This window comes from Labrenzia sp. R5_0, assembly GCF_017743835.1.
In the GTDB taxonomy this organism is placed as follows: domain Bacteria; phylum Pseudomonadota; class Alphaproteobacteria; order Rhizobiales; family Stappiaceae; genus Roseibium; species Roseibium algicola.
The window spans coordinates 300,766-323,310 of sequence record NZ_JAGHRK010000001.1 but is presented as its reverse complement, the minus strand read 5'-3'; the positions used below and the strand labels follow the sequence as shown (position 1 = coordinate 323,310).

Below are 22,545 nucleotides of genomic sequence, written 5' to 3'. Positions count from 1 at the left end.
TACGGATCGCCGAAGATCGACAACAAAAAAGGGCCGCGAAAATCGCAGCCCTTTCCAGGTCGACTATTAAACAACGGGTCAGTGCATACCTGTCATCTGACAGAGGCTGCAGACCTTGTTGAGATGGATCTGGTCGGCGCGGTCGACGCGGATAACGCCCCGGCGTTTCAGATCGGACACAACGCGGCTGACAGTTTCGATGGTCAGCCCCAGATAGTCGGCAATTTCCTGCCGGGTCATGTGCAGTCTCAGGTCGAACCCGTCGTCGCTGTCGTCAATCGGCCCGATGCAGCCGACACCACCGCGATCCGGAACGAGATGCATCAGAAAGCTTGCAACCCGTTCGACGGCGGACTTGCGGCCAAGCAGAACCGCATGTTCGTGCAGCACGCGCATCTGGTTGGTCAGGCATCTGGTGAGCGTGCGCTGAAGCGCATCGGAACGTTCGACCTGCTTCAGATCGATTTCCTGAATTTCGGCATTGGTGAGTGTTTCGGCGGTGCAGTCGTTCTCGTCACTGCCGGCGAGACCGAAAATGTCACCGGGACGAAGGACTTCGACAACCTGGCGGCGTCCGTCCGGCAGCAGCTTGTAGAGCATCACCGAGCCCTTCACCAACTCATAGAGCCGCTTTGCGGGATCGCCTTCGTAATAGATCACCGCATGGGTATCGTATTGGACAGCCTTGCCGCCAAATTCCGAAAACGATGTCTTGCTGGGTGTGCAGATGGGAGCACCTGTCATTCTTGGTGCTGCGCCCTGGCCGGGGGTACCCGCGTCGAAATAAGCCATATGTCCCTCCTTCGTGCCTGTGGCACGGCCTTCATTTGCTACGTCAGCGGGTGATCTCCATTCCTTGGTGCTTCCATTTCCGCACCGCTCGAAAAATCGACCACTGCTTGCAGGTGTCCCGTCCGACACCCCGCAGCTTGCAGGATGCACTCTAAAACGCGGAGTGCACACAACGTAATTCGGTCGACTGCGTAAGATAAACTACATATGAGCTGTAACGACGCAGCCGACTAAGGTCTAATCAGGCCGGGACTGCCTGCGCGTTTCGGGCGCGCGAAGCCAACGCCCGCCAAAATCGGCAGCGCTCAATCTCGCACACTCAATTTTCTGAAATTGGGTCAAGCAGGCGGAGAGGTCAGATGATCGCCTTCTGAGCCATGGCCGCCGTCAGCATGTCTATCGACAGCGGTTTCCTCAGGACCTTGAGCCCCGGAAGCTCACGAATTTGCTGCAACAGGTTCACTCTCGACTTGCCGGAAATGGCAAGGATGCTCGGAGGTGTTGGCAGGCCCATGAGTTCACGAACGACATCCGTGCCGCATCTGTCAGGAAGGCCGATGTCCACGATCACCCAATCGTCCGACGAAGGAATACCGCCGGCGAAAAAACTCTCCGCATCTTTGTAAGTTATCGGATGATGATCGAGATCTTCGAGCGCAATCGCCAATGCATCGGCGACTGCTTCATCATCTTCAACAATGTGAACAACCACGAATGTAGATCCTCAAAGCCTGCCCCCAACGCAGACGATCAATCATACATACGCGATTTTTTGCTTGCCGGATGTACGCAGAAATACGTTTCGGCATGCCGGTCATCCGGAAATGCATTCCAGCCGTTCACCTGAACCCGGCTTATCCCGAGGCGGAGTGGCCCAAAACAATGCGAACGAGATCCGCCGCATTGCGTGCACCCAGTTTTTCCATGATCCGCGCCCGGTGCACTTCTACCGTTCTCGGACTGATTCCAAGAGTGCGGCCGGCTTCCTTGTTGGAAGCTCCGTCGGTGATTTCCTTCAGGACTTCCAGCTCACGGCGGGTCAGCAGATCCGCTCCCTGGAAGGAGGCCGTGACGACCTCGTCCTGACGCTGCTTGGTGATGGCGATGCTTTCCTTCACCCGCTCCAGCACGGTTTCGGCGGAAAACGGTTTTTCCACGAAGTCAAAGGCGCCGTTGCGAATGGCTTCAACAGCCATCGGAATGTCGCCCTGGCCGGAAATGATGAAGATCGGCGCCGGATAGTGTTCGGCATTCAGCGCCTTGAGAATCTCGATACCGGAGCGCCCAGGCATATGGACATCCAGCATGACACAGGCAGGAACAGCCTTGCTTGCAGACTGCACGAAAGTGTCGCCATCCGAGAAGGTTTCGACCACATAGCCTTCCATATTGAAAAGCACCGACAGGGCGTCGCGCACCGCCGGATCATCATCAACGATGTATATGGCCTCCGCGTCAGCTTTCATGTCCATCACTTCCTCAGCTCATTTCTTTCGAACCGTTCGTTTCGGCTCTTTCTGCAACATCTTCTTCGGGCGGGTCTATTGGCAGAGACAACACGAAGGAGGCTCCTCGTCCGTTTGCCCCCTTCTCCAGGCGCAAATCACCACCATGGTTTTGAGCAATCGAACGGGATATCGCCAAGCCCAGGCCAACCCCCTTGTGCTTGGCACCCGTAAAGGCCCGGAACAGGTTATCAACCAGCTCTTCGGGAACGCCCGGGCCGTTGTCCGTAACCCGAAATTCCAGGCGATCTCCATTCCGGCATACGGCCAGCACTACCTTGCGGTCGGCCTGATCGCAGACCGCTTCGCGCGCATTGCGCAGCAGGTTGATGAGAATCTGCCGAATCTGCACCGGGTCGGCCATTAGTGGCGGCAGTCCTCTTGCGATCTCGGCCTTCATGATCGATCTGCCATTGCCGCTGCCGAGTTCCGCCATTTCCAGGCAGCTGGTGACAAAGTCCCGCACTTCGATCGACTGGCGATTGGGCGTTTTCTTTTCCACCAGTTGACGCATGCGCTGGATGATTTCTCCCGCCCGCTCGGCTTCGCGTACCGCCTTGTCGATAACCTCGATGATGAAGGGATCCAGGGATTTATCGGCACGGGTTTTGCGCGATACGGATTGCAGGTAAAGCAGTACAGCGGTCAGCGGCTGGTTGAGCTCATGCGCAATCGCCGCGCCCATTTCGTCCAGTGCGCTGATCCGGGTCATGTGGAGAAGCTGTGCCTGAGTCTTGGCCAACCGGTCTTCCATCTGTCGGCGCGAGCGCAGGTCGCGAAGAATGCCGATGAATTGTCGTCCGGCCGGTGTCCATGCCTCACCGACAGACAGCTCGATGGGAAAGACCGTGCCGTCCTTGTGGCGGGCCTGGACCTCGCGGCCGATACCAATGATCTTCTTATGACCGGTGGTGAGATAATTGTTCACGTAGTGATCGTGCGCGTTGGCATATTCTGCAGGCATGATCCTGTTGACATTGCGTCCCAGAAGGTCCGCGGCTTCATAGCCGAAAAGCCGTTCGCAGGCCTTGTTGAAGGCCAGCACCTGCGCACGGTCATTGATCACGACAATACCGTCGGCCGCGGTATCGAAAACACTGGCAAGACGCGCTTCCGTTACGGCTGCATTGTCATCATCGTGATCTAAAACGTCGTCGCCCACCGTCCCCGCACCCAAATGGAATTCTCGTCCCGTCTAGGTTTAAGGGTTTTCCCGTAGGCCAGCAACCCGTCAGGGCTCTAAATCTCTGGTATCCAAGTGCTAATTCGACGCACTGCTTCCTCCAGGTGATCCTCGCGCCGGGCATAGCATAACCTAAGGTGATGTTCGCCGCCCTTGCCGAACGCAGTGCCCGGTGCAAGACCCACACCTGTCTGGCGAACAAGGTCCAGCGCAAAGTTGCGCGTGTCCGTGACGCCCTCAATGGAAAAGAAGAGATAGAACGCGCCGTCGGGCGGCAGCACCTTCACGCGGTTAAGGCCCTGCAATCCTTTGAGAACACAGTCACGCCCCTTGCGAGCACGTGCGACCTGCTCCTGCAGGAACGTGCGCCCTTCGGTCAGGGCGGCAACGGCGCCCCACTGCGAAAAGGACGGAACACCCGACGTGGAATACTGGATCAGGTTTTCAAACACCTGGCCGAGTTCCGGCGGCGCCGAGATCCAGCCGACCCGCCACCCGGTCATTGCCCAGTTCTTGGACATGGAATTCACGAAGATGATGCGGTCGTCTTCTTCGGCGATATCGTAGAAGGAGGGCGAACGCTCCCCTTCCCCGTAATAGAACAGTGCATAGATTTCGTCCGCGATGATCCAAAGGTCATGCTTTCGCGCGAGATCCAGAAAAGCCTTCAAGAGGTTTTCGCTTGCAACCCATCCGGTCGGGTTGCAGGGCGAGTTCAGGAAGAGCGCGGTCGTGTGCGGTGTGATCGCTGCTTCGACGTCCTCGATGGCCAGCCGCCAGCCGTCATCTTCCTCCCGCATCGGCACACTGACCGAACGCGCCCCGTGAATTTCGATGGCAGCCGATATGTTCGGCCAGGACGGCGTCGGCACGATCACTTCGCGCCCGGCTCCTGCAACCGCCTGCACGGCCAGCTGAATGGACTGCATGCCCGATCCGGTCACATAGAATCGTTCCGGCGAGAAAGGCTTGCCGTAAAGATCCTGATGATAGGCCGCCAGTGCCTCGCGCAGCTGCGGGATGCCGCGCTGGTATGTGTAGAACGTCTCGCCCCGGTCGAGCGACGCTTTTGCGGCTGCGCGGATGAACTCGGGCGTCGGCAGATCGCCTTCGCCGGCCCAGAGCGGGATCAGATCTTTCCGGTCACGTCCGGCATTGAAAACTTCGACGATACCGCTTTCAGGTGCGGTTCTGGCTTCCGGGCTCAATCGCTCGATCAGGCTGGTCACGTGGCAGATCCTTCATTGTCAATTGGCGCCACCTTATCGGGTTTGCTTGCCAATGTTCCATGAAAGGATGTGAAGAAGACTTCACCGAAGGTGATCAATTCACATACCTTGGGAAAGCCTTGAAAGCAGATCAGTCGCAAGGCGAATAGACAGATCGATTTGGCTGTGGTCGGATCGGACAAGGCAGCGTAAGGGGTTGCCGGTAAACAGGTTCGAGCCGGCCCGACAAGAGGCCGACGGACCCCAAGCCGCTCGGGAGGACGGTTACCAGATCATGCTGCATGGATGGCTCGTGATACTGGCCGCAACGGCCTACATCCTGTGCTTGTTCGCCATCGCCAGCTTCGGCGACCGGATGCCGCGCCGGTATTCGTCGCGTACGGGCGGCCGCCCCTTCATCTATGCCCTGTCGCTCTCGGTCTATTGTACTTCCTGGACCTTCTACGGCTCAGTCGGCAACGCCAGCCGGACGGGCATCGAATTCCTGACCATCTATATCGGCCCCTTGATTGTTTTCGCGCTCGGTTATCCGCTGCTGCAGCGGATTATCCAGATCTCCAAGACAGAAAGCATCACGTCGATCGCCGATTTCATCGGTGCGCGGTACGGCAAGAGCCAGTCGGTCGCAGCACTTGCCACACTGATTGCGGTCATTGGCGTCATTCCCTACATCGCCCTGCAGCTGAAAGCCGTGTCGCTGTCGATCACCACCATGATCGGCCCGCTGATTTCCCCCGGTGACATCTTCACGCCGGTGTTCGATGACGTCACCCTGCTGATTGCCCTCGGCATGGCCATCTTCAGCTGGGCGTTCGGGACAAGACACATTGATGCGACGGAGCACCAGGAAGGGCTGATGCTGGCGATCGCAGCCGAGGCGGTGGTCAAGCTCATTGCCTTTCTCGCGGTCGGCTTCTGGGTCACCTACTCGCTTTTCGACGGCCCGGTCGATCTGATCCGTTCCATCTCGGAAGCGCCTGAAGTCGCGCAGATTTTCGAAAAACCGCTGAACATCGGCAACTGGCTCGTCATGTCGTGCCTGTCGGCCTTTGCGGTGCTCTTGCTGCCGCGCCAGTTCCACGTCACGGTGACGGAGAACAATTCAGACGCCGAGCTGCGCCGCGCGACCTGGATGTTTCCGCTCTATCTGGTGCTGATCAACCTGTTCGTGATCCCGATTGCGGCTGCCGGCCTGCTGCGCTTCGGACAGGACGTCAATCCGGATACCTTCGTTCTGGCCCTGCCCATAGACGCCGGACATCCGTGGCTTGCCCTCTTTGCCTTTATCGGAGGCCTTTCGGCGGCAACAGCCATGGTCATCGTGGCGACGGTTGCGCTGGCCATCATGATTTCCAACGACATCGTTGTTCCGCTCCTGCTGCGCCGGCACAGCGAGGACGACATCGTCAACATCGGCGGCCAGGACATGAGCGACCGGCTGCTCACGATCCGCCGCCTCGCCATCTTCGGCATCCTTCTGCTGGCCTATGCCTACTACAAGGCGGCCGGCAATACCGCGGCGCTCGTTTCCATCGGGCTTTTGTCCTTCGCAGCAATCGCGCAATTCGCTCCTGCTTTCGTCGGCGCCCTCTTCTGGCGCCGGGCCACGTCTCTGGGGGCCATCGCCGGGTTGAGCGGCGGGTTTGTCTTCTGGGCCTATACGCTGCTGCTACCGACCTTCGCCAAATCCGGCCTGATTTCCGACGGTTTCCTGGAAACCGGCCCGTTCGGCATTAGCGAGCTGAACCCGCAAGCCCTTCTCGGGATCACCATGGATCCGTTTATCCATGGCACCCTGTGGAGCCTCTTCGTCAACATTGTCCTGTTTGTAGGCGGCTCCTTCCTGAGAAAGCCTCTGCCTGCGGAAACCCTTCAGGCAAACGTCTTCGTACCGGCCGAGTTCGCGCCCTCCCCCAGCCTGCGGTACTGGCGTACGTCCGTTACCGCCGGAGACTTGCAGGCAACCGTCGCACGCTATCTCGGCGAAGAACGGACGGCCCGTTCGTTCCGGCGGTTTGCGAGCGAACGAGGTATCGAACTCGATCCGAAAACTTTGGCGGACGCCAACCTGCTGCGCTTTTCCGAGCAACTTCTGGCAAGTGCCATTGGCGCGGCCTCGTCCCGCCTTGTGCTGACCTTGATGCTCAAGCGGCACGACCCGTCGACCAAGGGCGCAGTGAAGCTGCTCGACGACGCCTCCATCGCCATTCAGTACAACCGCGACCTTCTGCAGACGGCACTCGATCAGGTGCGCCAGGGCATCGGAGTGTTCGACCGGGATCTGCGTCTGATCTGCTGGAACAGGCAGTTCCGCGACCTGCTGGGACTGCCTGCCGAATATGGTCAGGTCGGCACCACACTGGATGCGATCCTGCGTTTCAACGCGGAACGGGGCGAGCATGGCCCCGGGCCTGTGGAAGCGATCGTCGCCGACCGGATCGAGAAACTGGTGCTGATCCAGGAAACCTTTCAGGAAAAACTGGAATCAAGCGGAGCGGTGTTCGAAGTCCGCATCAGTCCGATGCCCGACGGCGGCATCGTGACCACCTATACAGACATCACCGAACGGGTTCTGGCGGAAGAAGCGCTCGCCCGCGCCAACGAGACGCTGGAACGCCGGGTCAGGGAACGCACGGAAGAACTCACCCACGTCAACGAGCGCCTGGTGGAGGCCACCCACGCAGCGGAAGAAGCCAATATCGGCAAGACCCGTTTCCTGGCAGCGGCCGGGCATGACATCCTGCAGCCTCTGAATGCCGCCCGTCTTTACGCCTCGGTTCTGGTCGACAAGCTTAAGGACGGCGACGACGGCTCGCTGGTCCGCAATGTGGAAATGGCGCTGGAATCGGTCGAGGACATTCTCGGCGCCGTCCTCGATATTTCCAGGCTCGACACCGGCGCCCTGAAACCGGAACCGACGGTCTTCCGGCTGGACGAACTGCTGCGCGGAATAGATCTCGATTTCCAGCCTGTCGCCAAGGAAAAGGGACTGGAACTGCGGATCGTGCCGACGTCCCTTTCGGTGCGGACAGACAGGCGCCTTATGCGGCGCCTGCTGCAGAACCTCGTTTCGAACGCCTTGAAATACACTCAGTCAGGCCGCGTCCTTGTGGGCTGCCGCCGACGCGGCAATCGGGTGATCGTGGAAATTCACGACACCGGCATGGGCATCCCGAAAAGCAAGCAAAAGGCGATTTTCCAGGAATTTCACCGGCTGGATGACGGCATGCGCGTTGCCAAGGGGCTGGGGCTAGGCTTGTCCATTGTCGAGCGCATCAGCCACGTTCTGAACCACCCGGTTGAACTCCGCTCGGAAGCCAACAAGGGCTCGTGCTTCTCGGTCGAACTGCCTCGTTCCGCGGACATGCCCGATCTCGTTCCCATTCCGCAGGCCCCAACCATGGCTGGCCAGCTTGATGGTCTTTGCGTTGTGGCCATCGACAACGAGCCGGACATCCTGAGCGGCATGCGCCACCTGCTTACGAACTGGAACTGCAAGGTGATTGCAGCTGCCGATGACGTGGAGGCGGCAAACGAGCTCAGCAAAGCCGGCCTGACGCCGGACGTCATACTGGCGGACTATCACCTCGACAATGGCACCGGTATCGAGGCGATCTTGAAACTGAGATGGAAATTCGGTCGCCAGATCCCCGCGATCCTGATCACCGCGGACCGAAGCCGGCCTGTGCGCACGGAAGCCGAGGAAAAGGACATCGCCTTCTTCAACAAGCCGTTGAAACCAGCTGCCCTGCGTGCCCATCTGGCCCGCTGCCAGGCAGGCCAGGCGGCCGAATAAGCCGCGTTGGAGCCCGGGATCCGGACGCTGTCGGCACCAATGCATCAGGAAGCGGAGCGGAGCGCTCCAGGGTTCTTCGGCGCGGTGCTCGGCGAACGGTCGTGCCAGTCTTCCCTGCGGATCTGGGCAACCCGCATCGGATTGGGATCCGGCTTGCCGAAGTAATAGCCTTGCATGGTGTCGCAGCCGAGCGTGCGCAAAGCATCCACCTGAAACTGGCGCTCCACGCCTTCTGCCGTGACTTCCAGACCAAGGTTATGCGCAAGCGCAATGACTGCAGAGATGATCGCCAGACCGTCGCTGCGTTCGCCGATTTCATCGACGAAGGATTTGTCGATCTTGATCTTGTCGAACTTGTAGTGCCGCAGATACGAAAGAGACGAATAGCCCGTGCCGAAGTCGTCCAGCGCGATGCGGATACCAAGGTCACGCAGTTTCTGCAGCTTGATCGATGCTGTGCCGAAATCGCGCAGGAACACGGATTCGGTGATTTCCAGGACAAGGCGTTCCGGCGGGAACCCCGTTTCCTGCAGCACGGTCAGGATCTGTTCCACCAGATTTGGATCCATGAACTGGACCGGCGACAGGTTGACCGCAACGCTCTCCAGTTCAGGACATTGGGCTGCTGCTGCACAGGCTTTCCTCAGAACCCAACTGCCGAGCGGCAGTATCAGACCGGCGTGTTCGGCAATCGGAATGAACACGTCCGGCGGCACCTCACCACGCTCGGGATGCAGCCAGCGGAGCAGGACCTCGCTGGACACCACCTTGCCGGACCGGGCGTCCACGATCGGCTGAAAATCGACATTGAGCTTGCCGTATTCGAATGCTTCGCGCAGATCCGATTCCAGTTCGCGGCGCTCGCGGACCTCACGCTCCATGTCCTGCTCGAAGGCGAGCGACCGTCCCCGGCCGCCTTCCTTTGCCTTGTAAAGCGCAATGTCAGCCTTGCGCATCAGATCGTCGACAGTGTCCTTGCTGTCGCACAGACGGGTGAACCCGACGGTGGCACCAATGGCGAAGTCGCGACGGCCAATCCGGAAAGGCTTGCGTGTCACGGCAACCAGTTCCTCGGCAAATGCAAGAGCCGCCTGATCGCTGACGAAACGGCCGAGCGCGGCGAATTCATCGCCACCGAAACGTGCGAGCATCGTCCTGCCTTCGCCAAGGGCGGTAAACCGGCTTGCGACCTGCCGCAGAAGTTCATCCCCTGCCGGGTGACCGCTGGTGTCGTTCACGACCTTGAAATTGTCGAGGTCAATGAGGAAGAGCGTCAGTGTGTTCTGGCCATTCTGGTTTTGCTCTTCCAGTTGCGCCTCGGCCTGTTTCAGGAACCAGCTCCGATTGCCGATCCCCGTCAGGGAATCGTGCTCGGCCAGGTGAGAAACAAGGGCGCTTGCCCTGCGGGCTTCGGTGATGTCGGAAGCAACACCGCGGTAACCGGTAAAGGAACCATGGTCGTCGTAGACCGGACGTGCTGCCAGGGACCACCAGCGCTCCTCGCCGTTCACGTCCACCCCGATGACGATTTCGCGAAAAGCCTGCTGACGCTTCATGGCGTTTTCCAGCCTGATCACGGCTGAACGCGCATCGTTCTCGTCCAGGGAATAGGCCAGATCGACCATGCGCATGGTTTCCAGTTCCGCCCGGTCCCGGCCACTGGCATGTAAGAACCGGTCGGAAATGGAATGCAGATTACCGTGGCTATCCGATTTCCAGAGCCAGTCGCTGGACTTTTCTTCGAACTCGTTCAGCAGCAGGGCGATCAGTTCACCGCGTTGTTCCAGCTCGGCTTCAGCAAGGAAATGGGAGGCAAACAGCCAGCCTGCCGAAGCAACGCTGCCGACCACCACCAGCGTGTAGCTGCTCAACAGGAAGACCAGCGGCCACAGCTCCGCGCTGCGTCCGATTGCGAACGATACGAGCGATGCAAGGAACAGGATCGCGACCCAGCGAAAGGCTGCCTGCGGCACGGTTGCCAGCGTAAAGCCACCACCGCACAGCATGCCGGTGGTGACGCAGGAGGCAATCCAGATGCCATCGGGATCGCCATAGCCGAATGCGGCAATTGGAACGACCGCCCAAAGACCACTGAAAATCGTCGCGTGCAAGACCGCCTTGTTCAGCGATCGCCGCGAGGCAAGATGAATTGGCGATCTGTTCGCTTTCAGCCACTTGTACAGAGTGTAGGCAAGAAAAGCTCCAATGGCCGCAATCCAGACCGCAATGAAACTGAACGGCATGAAGTGCTGAAACGCGAGCGTAATGACGATTACGTTGACGACGTTTGCCAGCACGATAAAGGGTGTCAGGCGCGCGATACTTGCGATCTGCGCTGCACGTACCTTGCGGGCGAGGAGTTCGTCGACCACCGGGTGACCGAACGCGAGCATGAAGGCGCGAACAGGATTGCTTTCCTGCTGTCCGGTCTGCGTGTCCGCGTCAGACTGGAAGTCCACCTTGAGCTGACGACCGGGCAACACGAAGGCCATGCCGATCGTCTTGAAGATCAGTCGCCAATTGAAGCTGGACCGCATTTTCTCTCCGGGTGGCTACTCGCACTCTGCGTGGCAGCGCCCCGCAGCAATGACGGTTACAGCCATTCCCTGAAATTACGGTAAAAACGGTGGTCCGGATTCCGCTATGTTTTTGCAATCCTGACTGGAAAGCTCGCCCTGAAGGCCTACAGAAATTGCATCCGGGCAGGTCTCTCTCAGCACGCAAAGCAGAAAACGGTCTCCCGCATTGGAGACCGTTTCCAGGTAGAGCTGCCAGAAAGTAACGTGGCGCGTGTGCCTGGCCTCACTGGGCCTGGGCAGCCTCTGCGGTTTCGCCGCCAACCTGCCACTGCCCGGCCTCGATCTTGGACGCTGCAATAACGGCCTGGGTTCTGCTTTCCACGCCAAGCTTTTGCAGGATCGCGGATACATGGGCCTTTACGGTCGCTTCCGAAACGGACAGTTCGTAGGCAATCTGCTTGTTCAGAAGACCTTCGGACAGCATCATCAGAACACGAACCTGTTGGGGGGTAAGCGTTGCAAGGCGCTGGACCAGATCACCGCTGCCATCGTCGGCGGCAAGGTCGACATCCGGCGGGGTCCACATGTTGCCGGACATGACCTCCGAAATCGCCTCGCGGATGACATCGATCCCGTGAGACTTCGGAATGAAGCCGGAAGCACCGAATTCAACCGCGCGCCGGATGGCCTGCGGATCTTCATTGGCCGATACCACCACCACAGGAACGCCGGAATATTGGGCCCGCAAGTACATAAGCCCGGAAAAACCGCGCATGCCGGGCATGGACAGATCAAGCAGGATGAGATCGACTTCGCCATCCTGTTCCAGCTTGGCCGTAACGTCCTCCAACGCACCGGCTTCCTCGATCACAGCATCGGGGTATTGTGTTTCGAGCGTTTGACGCAGAGCACCCCGGAACAGGGGATGATCATCCGCGATGATGAACCGGTACGATGTCGCCGACACGTTGTTATTCCTCCCTCAACGGTCCGTTTGGCCCGCAGGTTCCGCCAGAGCCATGTGTCGCAGTCATCCTGCACCCGCTCGCTTCTTGATTTTGTGGCGAAGCCCCGTTGTTGCGGCCATTGTGAAGTATGTTTGCAACATGGGTTACGCGCAAGTCAAACCATGCTTTTGACCAACACCCCATGTTCACGCGCTGCGCATTCGCTGTTGGCACGGCAAATAGGCTGCCTTTACGCGCAAGAAAAATAGTCAAGTTAGAACCACCAACAAAAACAACCTAAAGTTTAAATCACGCCGCCGCAGTTGATCTTTTCATTTTACCCGCTTCCTCAACGTTGCCTGAACTAATTTTCCAGAATCTACATTTCTTGTTGATAATCAATGCAAAGACAGCAACAAATGACCTGTCCAATACACATCACATAATCAAAAATCACTGAGTGCACGAAGCAATTATGACAATTCAGGCAACGCTGTTTTCATTTGTGAACCGTTGGGAATGTGACGAAAACGATCATCTGAACGTCCAGTTCTACTTCAGCCGCTTCGAGGAAGCAGATCGCCAGTTCCGGCTGATGACCGGCTTGAGCGAAACCGTCGTGGGGGCTCGCCGGGTGCGCCACGTGCGCTATCACAAGGAGATGCGCACGGGGGACCTGATCACGGTGCACTCCAGCATCGCCTTCGACGGCCCGCATATGCTCACTGTCATTCACGAAATGCGCGACGCCGCCACAGGAACGCTTTCGGCAACAGCTCTCGACGGATATGAGCCGAGCGCCAGCGCCGCGAAGACCTTGCGCCAGCGCTTCCGCGACTTCCAGACGCCAATGATTGCAGAGGCCGGACCAAGGGGGATTTCCGCCGGACCGGCAAATGCACGTGCGACGCTTGCGGCCCTGCAGTCGAAAGGCGCCCAGATCGTCTACCGGGGGACCGTTTTGCCACGCGATATCGGTCCGGACGGCAAGGCCGACGACAGATTTGCGCTGTCCTGCTGCACGGACGGCGTAGCCCATGTCTGGCAGCGTACGCCGATGACACACGCCTATCTGACGGAAAACGGTTTCGGCCGGGTGGCCGTTGAAATGAAGCTGACCTGGATCACACCGCTGAAGACCGGCGACGCAATGCTGGTGGTTTCCGGCTTTACCGGCGTCAATCCAAAGACCTTCTCGATGCGCCATCACCTGTTTGAAACGCGGACGAACCGTCTCGCCGCCGTCCTGGATGTTGTCGCGCTGACGATGGATCTGACCAGGCGTGTTGCCGTGGAACAGCCGGATGAAGCCTATCAGAGCATCAACAAGATGCTGATCGACTGACGTCTCCCGGCCAAGTAACTTTGCCGGACACAGTGTGCCCCTGGCAGGGGCACGCTGTTTTTTTCATCCTGACTTCAGGCGATCAGTTGGCTTCCCCTTCGAAGTCCTTCTGCAGATCGCGAACCATGCCAAAGAAACGACGCATGGCGCTTTCTGTGAAAGTCAGAACCTTTTCCAGTTCCTCATCTTCCTCGGTTGTCGATGGGCTGCGTCCGCCCTGACTGGAGCCGGGTGCCTTTGGGCGATCAAGTGCGGAACCGGGCGGCAATTGCTTGTCGGACTTTACGCCGTTGCCTTCCAGCTCCTCCACACGGGCTGTCAGGCGATCCACTTCACCGGCCAGCTCGTTGATTTCAGCAAGATAGGCATCTTCTGCCAGCGGCACCGGATTGCAGCGCCAGGCGTCGCTCTGCTCCTTGCAAATGGAGACGGTCCCGTTCTGCCGGTCCACCCTGAGTATATCCTCATCCACCCTGACCAGGGAAAAGCGGTCCGCCTGTCCCTTTGTCACTGCGTCTGCGGTTTCAGGGGAGACGCTGTCCTGGGCGACAGCTGCCGGGGCCAGAAGAATGGCCAAGGCCAGCCCGCGGACCACGGGAGCCAGATATTTGTTGCGGATCGTCATATTGCCTCTCCGGTTGCCGGCCTCGCGCTTTCGCACCCCAGGCATTTCAGTTGAAACAGGGGCACAAGCGTCTGGCCGTTTGTATCTTGCCATGGGTGCCATATTTCCATGGCCAAAGCACGACTTAAGGGCGGGTTTTCAAAAGCGAGTTGTCGAACACCGAATTACCCTTCTTCGCCTGGCAACATTGCCTGAAGCGTTTCCAGCCTGTCGGCCTCAGCCGCCGGCTTGTCCCAACGCAGCCTGGAAATGCGAGGAAAACGCATGGCAACGCCGGACTTGTGCCGGCTGGACCGGTTGAGCCCTTCAAAGGCGACCTCCAGCACAAGCCCCTTTTCAGCGCTATGAACGACTTCCCTCACCGGTCCGAACCGGTTGATGGTGTTGTTGCGCACATAGCGGTCGATTTCACGCAATTCCTCATCGGTAAAGCCGAAATATGCCTTGCCGACCGGAACCAGCTCGGCTCCCGCCTCCCCGTCACGCCAGACACCGAAGGTATAGTCGGAATAAAAGGATGAGCGTTTGCCGTGGCCGCGCTGCGCATACATCAGCACGGCATCGATCAGGTAGGGTTCCCGTTTCCACTTGAACCACAATCCCTTCGGCCGGCCGGTGACATAGGGCGCATCCCACCGCTTCAGCATCAAGCCTTCAACGGCATCGGCGTCGGCAGGAGGCAGATGGGCATGGGGATCGGTGCGCGCGGCGGTGATTTCCTCCCATCCGGTTACCTTCACCATGGGCGACAGATCGATGCTTCCCTCCGGCAATCCGGTGATAAAGGCTTCAAGCGCCTTGCGCCGTTCTGCAAACGGCAGCTCCCTCAAATCGGTTCCGCCGACACTGAGCAGGTCGTAGGCACGGATCGCTGCCGGGTATTCGCGGATCAGTTTTGGCCCGGCGGTCTTGCGGTTGAGGCGTTTTTGCAGATCTGCAAAAGGACGCACCTGACCGTCCGACACCACAAGCAATTCGCCATCAATGCAGGCATCGAATGTCAGCAAATCCAGAATATCGGGAAAGGCCCTGGATATGTCTTCACCGGTCCGGCTGAACAGGCGGCGTACGCGGTCGCCACGCTCTGTCAGACCGGCTGCCGCCTGAACGCGAATGCCGTCCCATTTCCACTCGACCGCAAAGTCCTCCGCGTACAGAAGCTCCGTGTCCCTGTCCTCGTCCAGGGGGTGCGCCAGCATCACCGGCCGGAATGGTGCGGGATCGGATGTTTGCGGTTGTCCGGCCAGTCCTTCCGCCCAGGCGAACAGTGCCTCATAGGGGGGCTCCAGCCCGTGCCAGACCTCCTCTACGGAAGCAACGTCCAGTCCACCGAGCTTTGCCACGGCCGTTTTCGCGAGGCGCGCAGATACCCCGACGCGCAAACCGCCCGTCACCAGTTTCAAAAGGGCCCATCTGCCGGTCTCATCCAGCGTGTCCAGCCAGTCGGTCAGCAAACCGGGCACTTCGCTCTTTCCGGCCCCTTCCAGCCGCTTGACCACTTCAGACAGGCTGGGGGCAGCTTCTTTCAGGGCAACCTCTCCGTTTGCAGCCTGCGGCCACATCAACGCAATAGTTTCGGACAGGTCACCAACAAAATCATAGGAAAGCGCAAACAGCTCCGGGTCCGTCCGCTCGCCGATCAAAGCCCTGAGCAGGGCAGGTTTGGCGTGTTTGAAACTCAGCCCGCCTGTCAGTGCGGCCAGGGCAAAGCCCCGGTCCGGATCCGCGACCTCCTGGAAATAACGGATCAGGAGCGCTTCCTTGGCGAGGCGCCTGGGTTCCAGCGAAAGCCGGTCGAGCAGATGGGAAAAAGCCAGCATAAGCGCTATACGAACCGCGAAAGCGCCTGGACTGCAAGCCCTGGTGGTTTTTCCAGAAAGGATTTGACCGGACAGCCTTTCGGTGTCCGGTCAAAACAAATACCTGGGTTCCGGCAGACGTTACATGGGACAGCTTGCAGCCTGTCAGGCTGCCGCGGCCACGCGGTCCGCTTCGGCACGATATTGCAGACCGACCGTGTCTTCCTTTACCCATTTGATTTCCATCGGGTATTTGCGGCCGGAAAAGTCCTCGTAAGTCAGCAACTGGCCTTCGCGCGCTCCGTCGAAATACATCACACCGATACCGCCTTCCGAGCTGTTCATCAGACGCGTTTCGAAAGACCGGCCATCCTCGGTCACAAGCGTGACTTCCTGCCCCATTTCCTGTTTGCGGCTTGCCCGGCGGCGCTCTTCGACATCGCGCGTCATTTCTTCAAGGAAGCCTTCAATGCCATGGGCCATCTGGTCTGCCACCTGCTTCACCTCACCGGCGATGGTGTCGACCCTCTCCGCCTCACCGGCTGTTGTCTGGATGGCTTGGTCAACTGTTTCTGCACTGCTGACAGCGTTGCTGGTTTCGCTTGCCGCCATGGTGATGCTTTGCGAGATTTCCTGCGTGGCGACACTTTGTTCGCCGACTGCCACGGTGATGGCGCCGGTGACTTCGTGGATCAACTCGATGGACCCGGAAATCCTTCGGATGGAATCCACCGCCTCATCCGTAAGCCCCTGTACGGCAGAAATCTGGCTTGAAATCTCTTCCGTTGCCTTGGCGGTCTGGGTCGAGAGTTCCTTGACTTCCGCTGCAACCACGGCAAAGCCCCTTCCAGCCTCACCTGCACGGGCAGCTTCAATGGTCGCGTTGAGGGCAAGCAGGTTGGTTTGCTCGGCAATCGCCCGGATCATTTCAACAACCGTGTCGATTTTTTCAACCGCTTCGGCCAAGCTGGAAACATTGGTATCCGTGCACTGCGCAACAGTTGTTGCCTCGTCGATAACACCACTTGCCCGTTCCGCCTGGTTCATAATCTCCTGGATTGCCGCCGACATTTCCTCGGCAGCAGCGGCAACGGTCTGAACGTTGTTCGACGACGACGTCGAAGCGTTTTTCGCTTCGGAAGCAGCGTTCGAGGCCTCCTGCGAAATTTCCCGGACGCGGGCTGCGATATCCGCCATGGCCGCAGTCCGGTTATCAACGTCGCCCGTAACGGTTTCCATCAGGTTGCGGAACTTTTCGATAAGATTTTCGACGTGGTTCTGGCGCATGCGCTCGCGGTCGCGTTCCTTCACGGCTTCACGTTCGAGTGTCTCCCGAACCCTCGCGTTTTCCTGGAAGATACCGCCAGCACGGGCAAGATCGCCGATCGCGTCCGCGCGCTCGGTGAACGACATCTTGAAGTCGAGATCGCCTTTCGAGATCCGGACAAGCTCACTTGTAAGTTTGCCCAGAATGCCGTTGACGCGGCCGATCTGCCAAATGCAGAGCGCGATGGTGATCAACACGACAGCCAACTTTACAACAATAACATTTCGCAGATGAGATGCTGCTTCATCGGCCATCACTGCCGCGCGGGCTTCCGCTGCCTTGAGCATTTCGAGAGAGGCTGCGCGAATGAGGTTCAACCGTTCGGTAGCCTTGCCGAACCAGACAGTCCCGTCAATGCCCTGCCCATCCTTGGTTTCAGGCAGCGACCGCAAGACCTTGCGCCACTCTGAAACCTGCTCGACTGATGATCCGGCCACCTGTTTCTCGAAAGCCGCCAGTTGCGCGGGTGTAGCGGTCCGTTTGAAATTGTTCAGGAATGCGGTTTCAACCGACAGGCGGTCGAAATAGGCCAGGAACCGATCTGGCGGTACTTCTCCACTCTTGCCCACAAGTGCAAAAAGCTGTCCACCGATTGCTCGCTCCAACCCTCCGGCTTCTCCGGCTTCCGTCAAAAGAATGAAGGGGCTCATCTGGTTGGCATAGGCGTTATCTGAACTTGCCTGCGCGGCGGACTGGACGAGCGTAATGAGGTCGCGCACCTTTCCGGAATAAAAGGCCAGGTTCTTGCCACCATCGATGGTCTTGCCATCAATTCCAGATCGATGCGAAGCAATAGCATCCATGCCGGCAGCCGTTTCGCGAGCTTCTGAAAGCAATTGCTCATTGCCTATGTCGAACTGGTCCACGGCTGAATGCAATTCTTTCACTGCTGCGTCGGTCGCTTCGCGTTGCGCCTGAAGAAGCTTTCGCGGCTCATCCGCATAGCCTGATGCCAGCATCACTGCTGTCAGACCGCGCTCCTTCTGCAGCTCATGCAGAACCATTTCGGATTTTTCTGCAAGATCAACAATAGGCAAGATTTCAGACGCCTGCTGGCTTTCTGTGTACGCTTCCTGCAAGGCAATCGCACCGGCCACTACAAAAGCAAGTAACGGAACCATTGCGAGCAGCGCAATCTGAACTCGAATCGATTTCAGCATTTTTAGCCCCCGAACAATAGGTGGCAAAATCTAACGCTAGGGCAGGTTAATATTTTCAATAACCTAAAGATGAAAAAATAGGCAGACACCAATCTACGGTATAATTACCAATAGTGGGTCAAGCGGATCGGGAAATTCACTGCTGTTTTTGCCAGTGCACCACTTTCACGCCTGAAAAATGCGGGATGGACGGCAAGGAAAAATGCCTGTATAAGCCGCGGCCATCCATGGGCCGATAACTGGATGGCCCTATCCGGTAGACTGCTGACTGGCATGCAGAAGATCCGGAGCAGTTGAAAGATTTCTATGACCGATTTGACTTCTCTCGCCCCGGCGCTGAAGGCCGCGCTGGCGAAACGTGGCTATGAAAACCTCACCTCCGTGCAGGAAAGCGTTCTAAGCGACGCTCCGCCGGAAGCCGACCTTCTGGTGTCAGCGCAGACCGGGTCCGGCAAGACCGTTGCCTTTGGCCTCGCACTCGCCCCGACGCTGCTTGACGGCCAGGACAGTCTCGGCCAGGCAGGCGCTCCCATCGCGCTGGCCATTGCCCCGACCCGCGAACTTGCCCTTCAGGTGAAGGAAGAACTGACCTGGCTTTATAATGAAGCCGGCGCCGTAACCGCCTCTTGTGTCGGCGGCATGGACCCGCGCACCGAACGGCGGACGCTGGAACGCGGTGTTCATATTGTCGTGGGAACGCCTGGCCGCCTGCGCGATCATATCGAACGTGGCGCACTGGACCTGTCGGAGATCAAGGCTGTCGTGCTCGACGAAGCCGACGAGATGCTCGACATGGGCTTCCGCGAAGACCTGGAATTCATTCTGGATACCGCGCCGCAGGACCGGCGCACGCTGATGTTCTCAGCAACGGTTCCGAAGCCGATTGCAGAACTCGCCAAGCGCTTCCAGAAAGATGCCGTTCGCCTGTCGACCATCAACGCTCGCGAACAGCACGGCGATATCGACTACGTCGCGCATCCGGTTGCCCCGAACGAGCGCGAAAACGCCATCATCAACGTGCTGCGCCAGCATGAAGCGGAAAAGGCAATCGTCTTCTGCTCGACGCGTGAAGCTGTCAGCCGGCTGACATCGCGACTCGCGAACCGCGGTTTCTCCATCGTGTCCCTTTCCGGCGAACTCAGCCAGGAGCAGCGCTCCAGCGCACTGGCCGCAATGAAGGACGGCCGCGCCCGTGTGTGTGTGGCAACCGACGTTGCCGCACGCGGTATCGACCTGCCGAACCTCGATCTGGTGATCCACGCCGACCTGCCGACAGGCAAGGCCGCCCTGCTGCACCGCTCCGGCCGTACGGGCCGTGCCGGCCGCAAGGGCACCTGTGTGCTCATGGTTCCCTTCCCGCGCCGCCGCCAGGCAGAGCGCGTGCTGCATTTTGCCGGCATCACGGCGACCTGGAAGGGTGCTCCAACCGCCGACGACATTCGTGCCAAGGACAAGGAACGGCTTCTGGCCGATCCCGCACTCAAGGTGGAACTGGAAGAAGAAGAACTGGCGATCGCGAACGAGCTGCTTGCGCTTCACAGCCCGGAACAGCTTGCTGCCGCCTTCGTCAAGCTGCGTCAGTCGCGTCTGCCCGCTCCGGAAGAAGTTTCCGATCTCGATGAGACCTCGCTCCGAGGTAGGGACGCCGGCTCGCGCGGCGGCCGCAATGCGGAAATCACCGGCAAGTTCGAAGACGGCATCTGGTTCTCGCTGTCGCTCGGCCACCGCCAGCGCGCAGAACCGCGCTGGATTCTTCCGATGATCTGCCGTGCCGGTCACGTCACCAAGAAGGAAGTCGGCGCGATCAAGATCTTCCAGAACGAGCTGTACTTCGAAATCGCCGGCAGTCATGGCCAGCGCTTCGCCGATGTGGTCAAGCGCGAAGGCACTGGCGAGGAAAATGCCACCATCACACTGCTTGATGCACGTGGCGGCAAGATCCCTGCCCCGCCGAAGGAAGACGGCTTCCGCCGTGACCGGTCTGACCGTTCCGGCCCGCCCAAACGCCGTCCACGTGGTGCAGATGCACCGGATTATGAAAGCCTCGGTGCCGAAGACAGCATGAAATCCGGCCGGCCGAAGCGCGAGGGCAGAGGCAAGTTCGACGGTCCCAAAGGCAAATTCGACGGGCCGCGCGGCAAGTTTGACGGACCTCGTGGCAAATCCCGCCGCCGGTCCGGTGACGACGATTTCGTGCCGCACCACCCTGCCTACGAGCCTCTGAACACCAAGGAACTGGCGCGCGACCTCGACGGCGGCGACCGCGCTCCCAAGCGCAAGGAACGTGCCGCGGATGGCCCGGACGGCGACCGGCGCAAGCCGCGGACCCGGTCGGCTGCCAACTCCGCGCCGCCCAAGAAAAAGGCCGCAAAGAAAAACAAGCCGTCGCGCGCCGAGCGCAAGGCCTCGAAAACAAAGCCCTGACAGAAAGCCGGTGACCCGTGTCACCGGCTTTTTTCATTTGAACCGGTCTAGGTCTGTCCCGTCTTGCAGGTATCCGGCGCAGGCACGGATGAACCAGCATCGGGCTGGACGATGACAGTGTCCCTGTGCTCGTCATCGGCCAGAAAGCTGTTCTGCAGGAAGCTTCGCGACGAGGGCGAGGCATTCTTGTTGCCTTCTATCACTGTTCCCTCTATCGGCCGGTTCAGCATTTTTGCCCGGAACGGACTGCCGAGATAAAGGTATTCGAAGTCTCCCACAAACAGATTGTCCCGGACCGTGTTGCCGTCGTCCTCGATCCGGATGCCCGTGACAAGGTTCTCGAAGCAGTTGTCCTGATACGTGTTGTCTTCGGCGAAATCCTCGTAAAGGCGCAGCTCCATCGGAAACGGCCATCTGGGAGCAAGCGCGTTCTTGTCGACAAAACCGGCGATGAGTTCCGGGTTGAAGTGATACCCCAGAAAAGTGTCGGACTGCCCCCATGGGCGGTCGCCCATCATCGGGGCCAATGAAACCGGACTGTCGTAAGGGCTCTTGTCGCCGCAGTCCCACATCACCAGATCGCGCGCCTGGCGCGAGGCAACCCAGATGCCGATGTCCATGTTCCGAAAGACATTGCCGCGGATGACGTTGCCGTCCGATCCTTGCAGGCGCGGTCGGCTTTCCGGGTTGGTGGTGTGGAACTCCCAACAGTTCTTGTAGTGAAAGATGCCGCCGAAAGCGTTGCTGTCGAAGATGTTGTTTTCGATCAGGTTATACGCGGATCCATCCACGGACAGGCCTTCTCGGCGGGTCGGGCCGATGCGCCGGATACCCTTGTTGGTGAAGAGGCCATTGTTGCGGATCAGATTGCCGGAAACGACGTTCTTCTGCGACCCATGCTCCAGATAGATACCAACATGATGACCATCGGCAACGATGGAATTACGGATCGTCGCGCCGACGACGTAGTGATCGACAAAGACGCCTGTCATGTAGGACTTGGTGATGGTCAGATGGTCGAGCACAACCCCTTGGGACGAATTTGCCCGCGCCTCGTCCCGCGCCGCCGCATCATCCGACGGCGTTTGACCTTCAATCAGGATGCCGCCGGTATCGTCGAGGCGACAATCGCGAATGGTGATGTTTTTCAGGCCTGGCCGAATGGTAATGCCGCGCCGGTGCATGCCCGTGATAGTGCCACCGCGGCAATCCAGCAGGATGTTGTCGGCAGAGATGACGACCGGTTCCGTATAACGGCAATCGGTCTCCAGTAACACCTTGCCAGGCGTCATCTCCGGAAGTGTGCAGGCTCGCAAGGTTTCCGGTGCTGGCGTCAATGCCCCATAGATAGCCCGCGTTTCGCCCGCTGCGGTTCCCGACAGAACCGAAAGCAGGCAAAGGATCGGCAGCAGGGCAAGGCACCCTGCCCTCCGGCCTGTCGTTCTATTCATTGACGATGCAGGCAATAACCCAATCCGGTCCGTCCTGGATAAGCTGATAATGGCAGGTGAACTCGAACACGGCTTCGCCGTCCGCCGTTTCCTGGCTCCAATCGAGGGTCACCAGTGCGACCGAGCCGCTCACGTGGCTGGATACGACGTGAAAGTCCGAATGGGACACGCCTTCCTTCTCCAAGGCCTGAAGGAGCGCTTCGATGTTCTCGATCAACTCTTCGTCGTCGTTGAAGACATGCCCCTTCTCGTGCTGCCAGATGATGGTCGGCAGGGCGAAGCAGTCGCAGATCCTGTCGATGTCATAATCGTTGAAGCCGGCCTGATAGTCGTCAAAGAGCTGTGCAATCGCCTCTTCGGCTTCGCCGTTGGCACCAGCCCCGGCGCCGTTTGTCTGGCCGTTGCCGGCACCTGCAAATTCACCGTCGTCCGCCATGACTGCC

The 22,545-nt window shown here is 59.0% G+C and carries 15 protein-coding genes; 3 read left to right on the top strand and 12 right to left on the bottom strand.

The window, feature by feature from the left end:
* Positions 1 to 78: 78 nt before the first annotated feature.
* The 5 genes from J7447_RS01470 to J7447_RS01450 all read right to left on the bottom strand — a co-directional run bounded on the left by J7447_RS01470 (position 79) and on the right by J7447_RS01450 (position 4,709).
* Positions 79 to 792: a helix-turn-helix domain-containing protein gene (locus tag J7447_RS01470; protein WP_208984447.1), complete on the bottom strand. Its 714-nt coding sequence runs from the start codon at positions 790 to 792 to the stop codon at positions 79 to 81.
* A 355-nt stretch (positions 793 to 1,147) separates the two neighbouring features.
* A complete protein-coding gene (locus J7447_RS01465) occupies positions 1,148 to 1,504 on the bottom strand; it encodes a response regulator (protein WP_062489950.1) in 357 nt (118 codons plus the stop codon).
* Positions 1,505 to 1,646: 142 nt separating this feature from the next.
* Positions 1,647 to 2,264, bottom strand: coding sequence for a response regulator (locus J7447_RS01460; protein WP_023001753.1), 618 nt, complete (start codon positions 2,262 to 2,264; stop codon positions 1,647 to 1,649).
* 7 nt (positions 2,265 to 2,271) lie between these two features.
* Positions 2,272 to 3,459, bottom strand: coding sequence for a PAS domain S-box protein (locus tag J7447_RS01455; protein WP_023001754.1), 1,188 nt, complete (start codon positions 3,457 to 3,459; stop codon positions 2,272 to 2,274).
* A 77-nt stretch (positions 3,460 to 3,536) separates the two neighbouring features.
* Positions 3,537 to 4,709 (bottom strand): pyridoxal phosphate-dependent aminotransferase, encoded by a 1,173-nt coding sequence (locus J7447_RS01450; protein ID WP_353653736.1) that lies wholly within the window; start codon positions 4,707 to 4,709, stop codon positions 3,537 to 3,539.
* 274 nt (positions 4,710 to 4,983) lie between these two features.
* On the opposite strand from J7447_RS01450, the gene J7447_RS01445 reads away from it, so the two are divergent.
* Entirely contained in the window at positions 4,984 to 8,505 is a 3,522-nt protein-coding gene (locus tag J7447_RS01445) for a PAS domain-containing hybrid sensor histidine kinase/response regulator (RefSeq protein ID WP_031269641.1), read from the top strand.
* A gap of 44 nt (positions 8,506 to 8,549) precedes the next feature.
* Here J7447_RS01445 and J7447_RS01440 read toward each other — a convergent pair whose 3' ends face one another.
* Both J7447_RS01440 and J7447_RS01435 read right to left on the bottom strand, forming a co-directional pair.
* Complete coding sequence (locus tag J7447_RS01440) at positions 8,550 to 11,042, bottom strand: EAL domain-containing protein (protein ID WP_209168529.1); 2,493 nt, start codon at positions 11,040 to 11,042, stop codon at positions 8,550 to 8,552.
* Between the two features lie 265 nt (positions 11,043 to 11,307).
* On the bottom strand, positions 11,308 to 11,991 hold the full coding sequence (locus tag J7447_RS01435; protein ID WP_023001759.1) for a response regulator transcription factor: 684 nt from the start codon (positions 11,989 to 11,991) through the stop codon (positions 11,308 to 11,310).
* Positions 11,992 to 12,446: 455 nt separating this feature from the next.
* On the opposite strand from J7447_RS01435, the gene J7447_RS01430 reads away from it, so the two are divergent.
* Positions 12,447 to 13,316, top strand: coding sequence for a thioesterase family protein (locus J7447_RS01430; protein WP_023001760.1), 870 nt, complete (start codon positions 12,447 to 12,449; stop codon positions 13,314 to 13,316).
* Positions 13,317 to 13,398: 82 nt separating this feature from the next.
* Here J7447_RS01430 and J7447_RS01425 read toward each other — a convergent pair whose 3' ends face one another.
* The 3 genes from J7447_RS01425 to J7447_RS01415 all read right to left on the bottom strand — a co-directional run bounded on the left by J7447_RS01425 (position 13,399) and on the right by J7447_RS01415 (position 18,227).
* The gene (locus J7447_RS01425) at positions 13,399 to 13,941 is read right to left on the bottom strand and encodes a hypothetical protein (RefSeq protein WP_209168528.1); all 543 of its coding nucleotides are present in this window, start codon (positions 13,939 to 13,941) and stop codon (positions 13,399 to 13,401) included.
* A 164-nt stretch (positions 13,942 to 14,105) separates the two neighbouring features.
* Positions 14,106 to 15,761 carry a cisplatin damage response ATP-dependent DNA ligase gene (locus tag J7447_RS01420; RefSeq protein ID WP_209168527.1) on the bottom strand — a complete coding sequence of 552 codons (1,656 nt, stop codon included), beginning with the start codon at positions 15,759 to 15,761 and terminating at the stop codon, positions 14,106 to 14,108.
* A gap of 144 nt (positions 15,762 to 15,905) precedes the next feature.
* Positions 15,906 to 18,227, bottom strand: a complete 2,322-nt coding sequence (locus tag J7447_RS01415) for a nitrate- and nitrite sensing domain-containing protein (RefSeq protein ID WP_209168526.1) — start codon at positions 18,225 to 18,227, stop codon at positions 15,906 to 15,908.
* A 306-nt stretch (positions 18,228 to 18,533) separates the two neighbouring features.
* On the opposite strand from J7447_RS01415, the gene J7447_RS01410 reads away from it, so the two are divergent.
* A complete protein-coding gene (locus J7447_RS01410; protein WP_075281402.1) occupies positions 18,534 to 20,651 on the top strand; it encodes a DEAD/DEAH box helicase in 2,118 nt (705 codons plus the stop codon).
* A 47-nt stretch (positions 20,652 to 20,698) separates the two neighbouring features.
* Here J7447_RS01410 and J7447_RS01405 read toward each other — a convergent pair whose 3' ends face one another.
* Together J7447_RS01405 and J7447_RS01400 are read right to left on the bottom strand one after the other, a co-directional pair.
* Complete coding sequence (locus tag J7447_RS01405) at positions 20,699 to 22,102, bottom strand: right-handed parallel beta-helix repeat-containing protein (protein ID WP_209168525.1); 1,404 nt, start codon at positions 22,100 to 22,102, stop codon at positions 20,699 to 20,701.
* Entirely contained in the window at positions 22,095 to 22,538 is a 444-nt protein-coding gene (locus tag J7447_RS01400; RefSeq protein WP_209168524.1) for a DUF4440 domain-containing protein, read from the bottom strand. Before J7447_RS01400 ends, J7447_RS01405 begins: the two co-directional genes overlap by 8 nt.
* Between the last annotated feature and the right edge of the window lie 7 nt (positions 22,539 to 22,545).

Coding starts and splice junctions, on each gene's coding strand:
- J7447_RS01400 (WP_209168524.1), bottom strand. CDS start 22,538: ATGGCGGACGACGGTGAATTTGCAGGTGCCGGCAACGGCCAGACAAAC.
- J7447_RS01445 (WP_031269641.1), top strand. CDS start 4,984: ATGCTGCATGGATGGCTCGTGATACTGGCCGCAACGGCCTACATCCTG.
- J7447_RS01440 (WP_209168529.1), bottom strand. CDS start 11,042: ATGCGGTCCAGCTTCAATTGGCGACTGATCTTCAAGACGATCGGCATG.
- J7447_RS01460 (WP_023001753.1), bottom strand. CDS start 2,264: ATGGACATGAAAGCTGACGCGGAGGCCATATACATCGTTGATGATGAT.
- J7447_RS01415 (WP_209168526.1), bottom strand. CDS start 18,227: ATGCTGAAATCGATTCGAGTTCAGATTGCGCTGCTCGCAATGGTTCCG.
- J7447_RS01425 (WP_209168528.1), bottom strand. CDS start 13,941: ATGACGATCCGCAACAAATATCTGGCTCCCGTGGTCCGCGGGCTGGCC.
- J7447_RS01405 (WP_209168525.1), bottom strand. CDS start 22,102: ATGAATAGAACGACAGGCCGGAGGGCAGGGTGCCTTGCCCTGCTGCCG.
- J7447_RS01420 (WP_209168527.1), bottom strand. CDS start 15,761: ATGCTGGCTTTTTCCCATCTGCTCGACCGGCTTTCGCTGGAACCCAGG.
- J7447_RS01430 (WP_023001760.1), top strand. CDS start 12,447: ATGACAATTCAGGCAACGCTGTTTTCATTTGTGAACCGTTGGGAATGT.
- J7447_RS01470 (WP_208984447.1), bottom strand. CDS start 792: ATGGCTTATTTCGACGCGGGTACCCCCGGCCAGGGCGCAGCACCAAGA.
- J7447_RS01410 (WP_075281402.1), top strand. CDS start 18,534: ATGACCGATTTGACTTCTCTCGCCCCGGCGCTGAAGGCCGCGCTGGCG.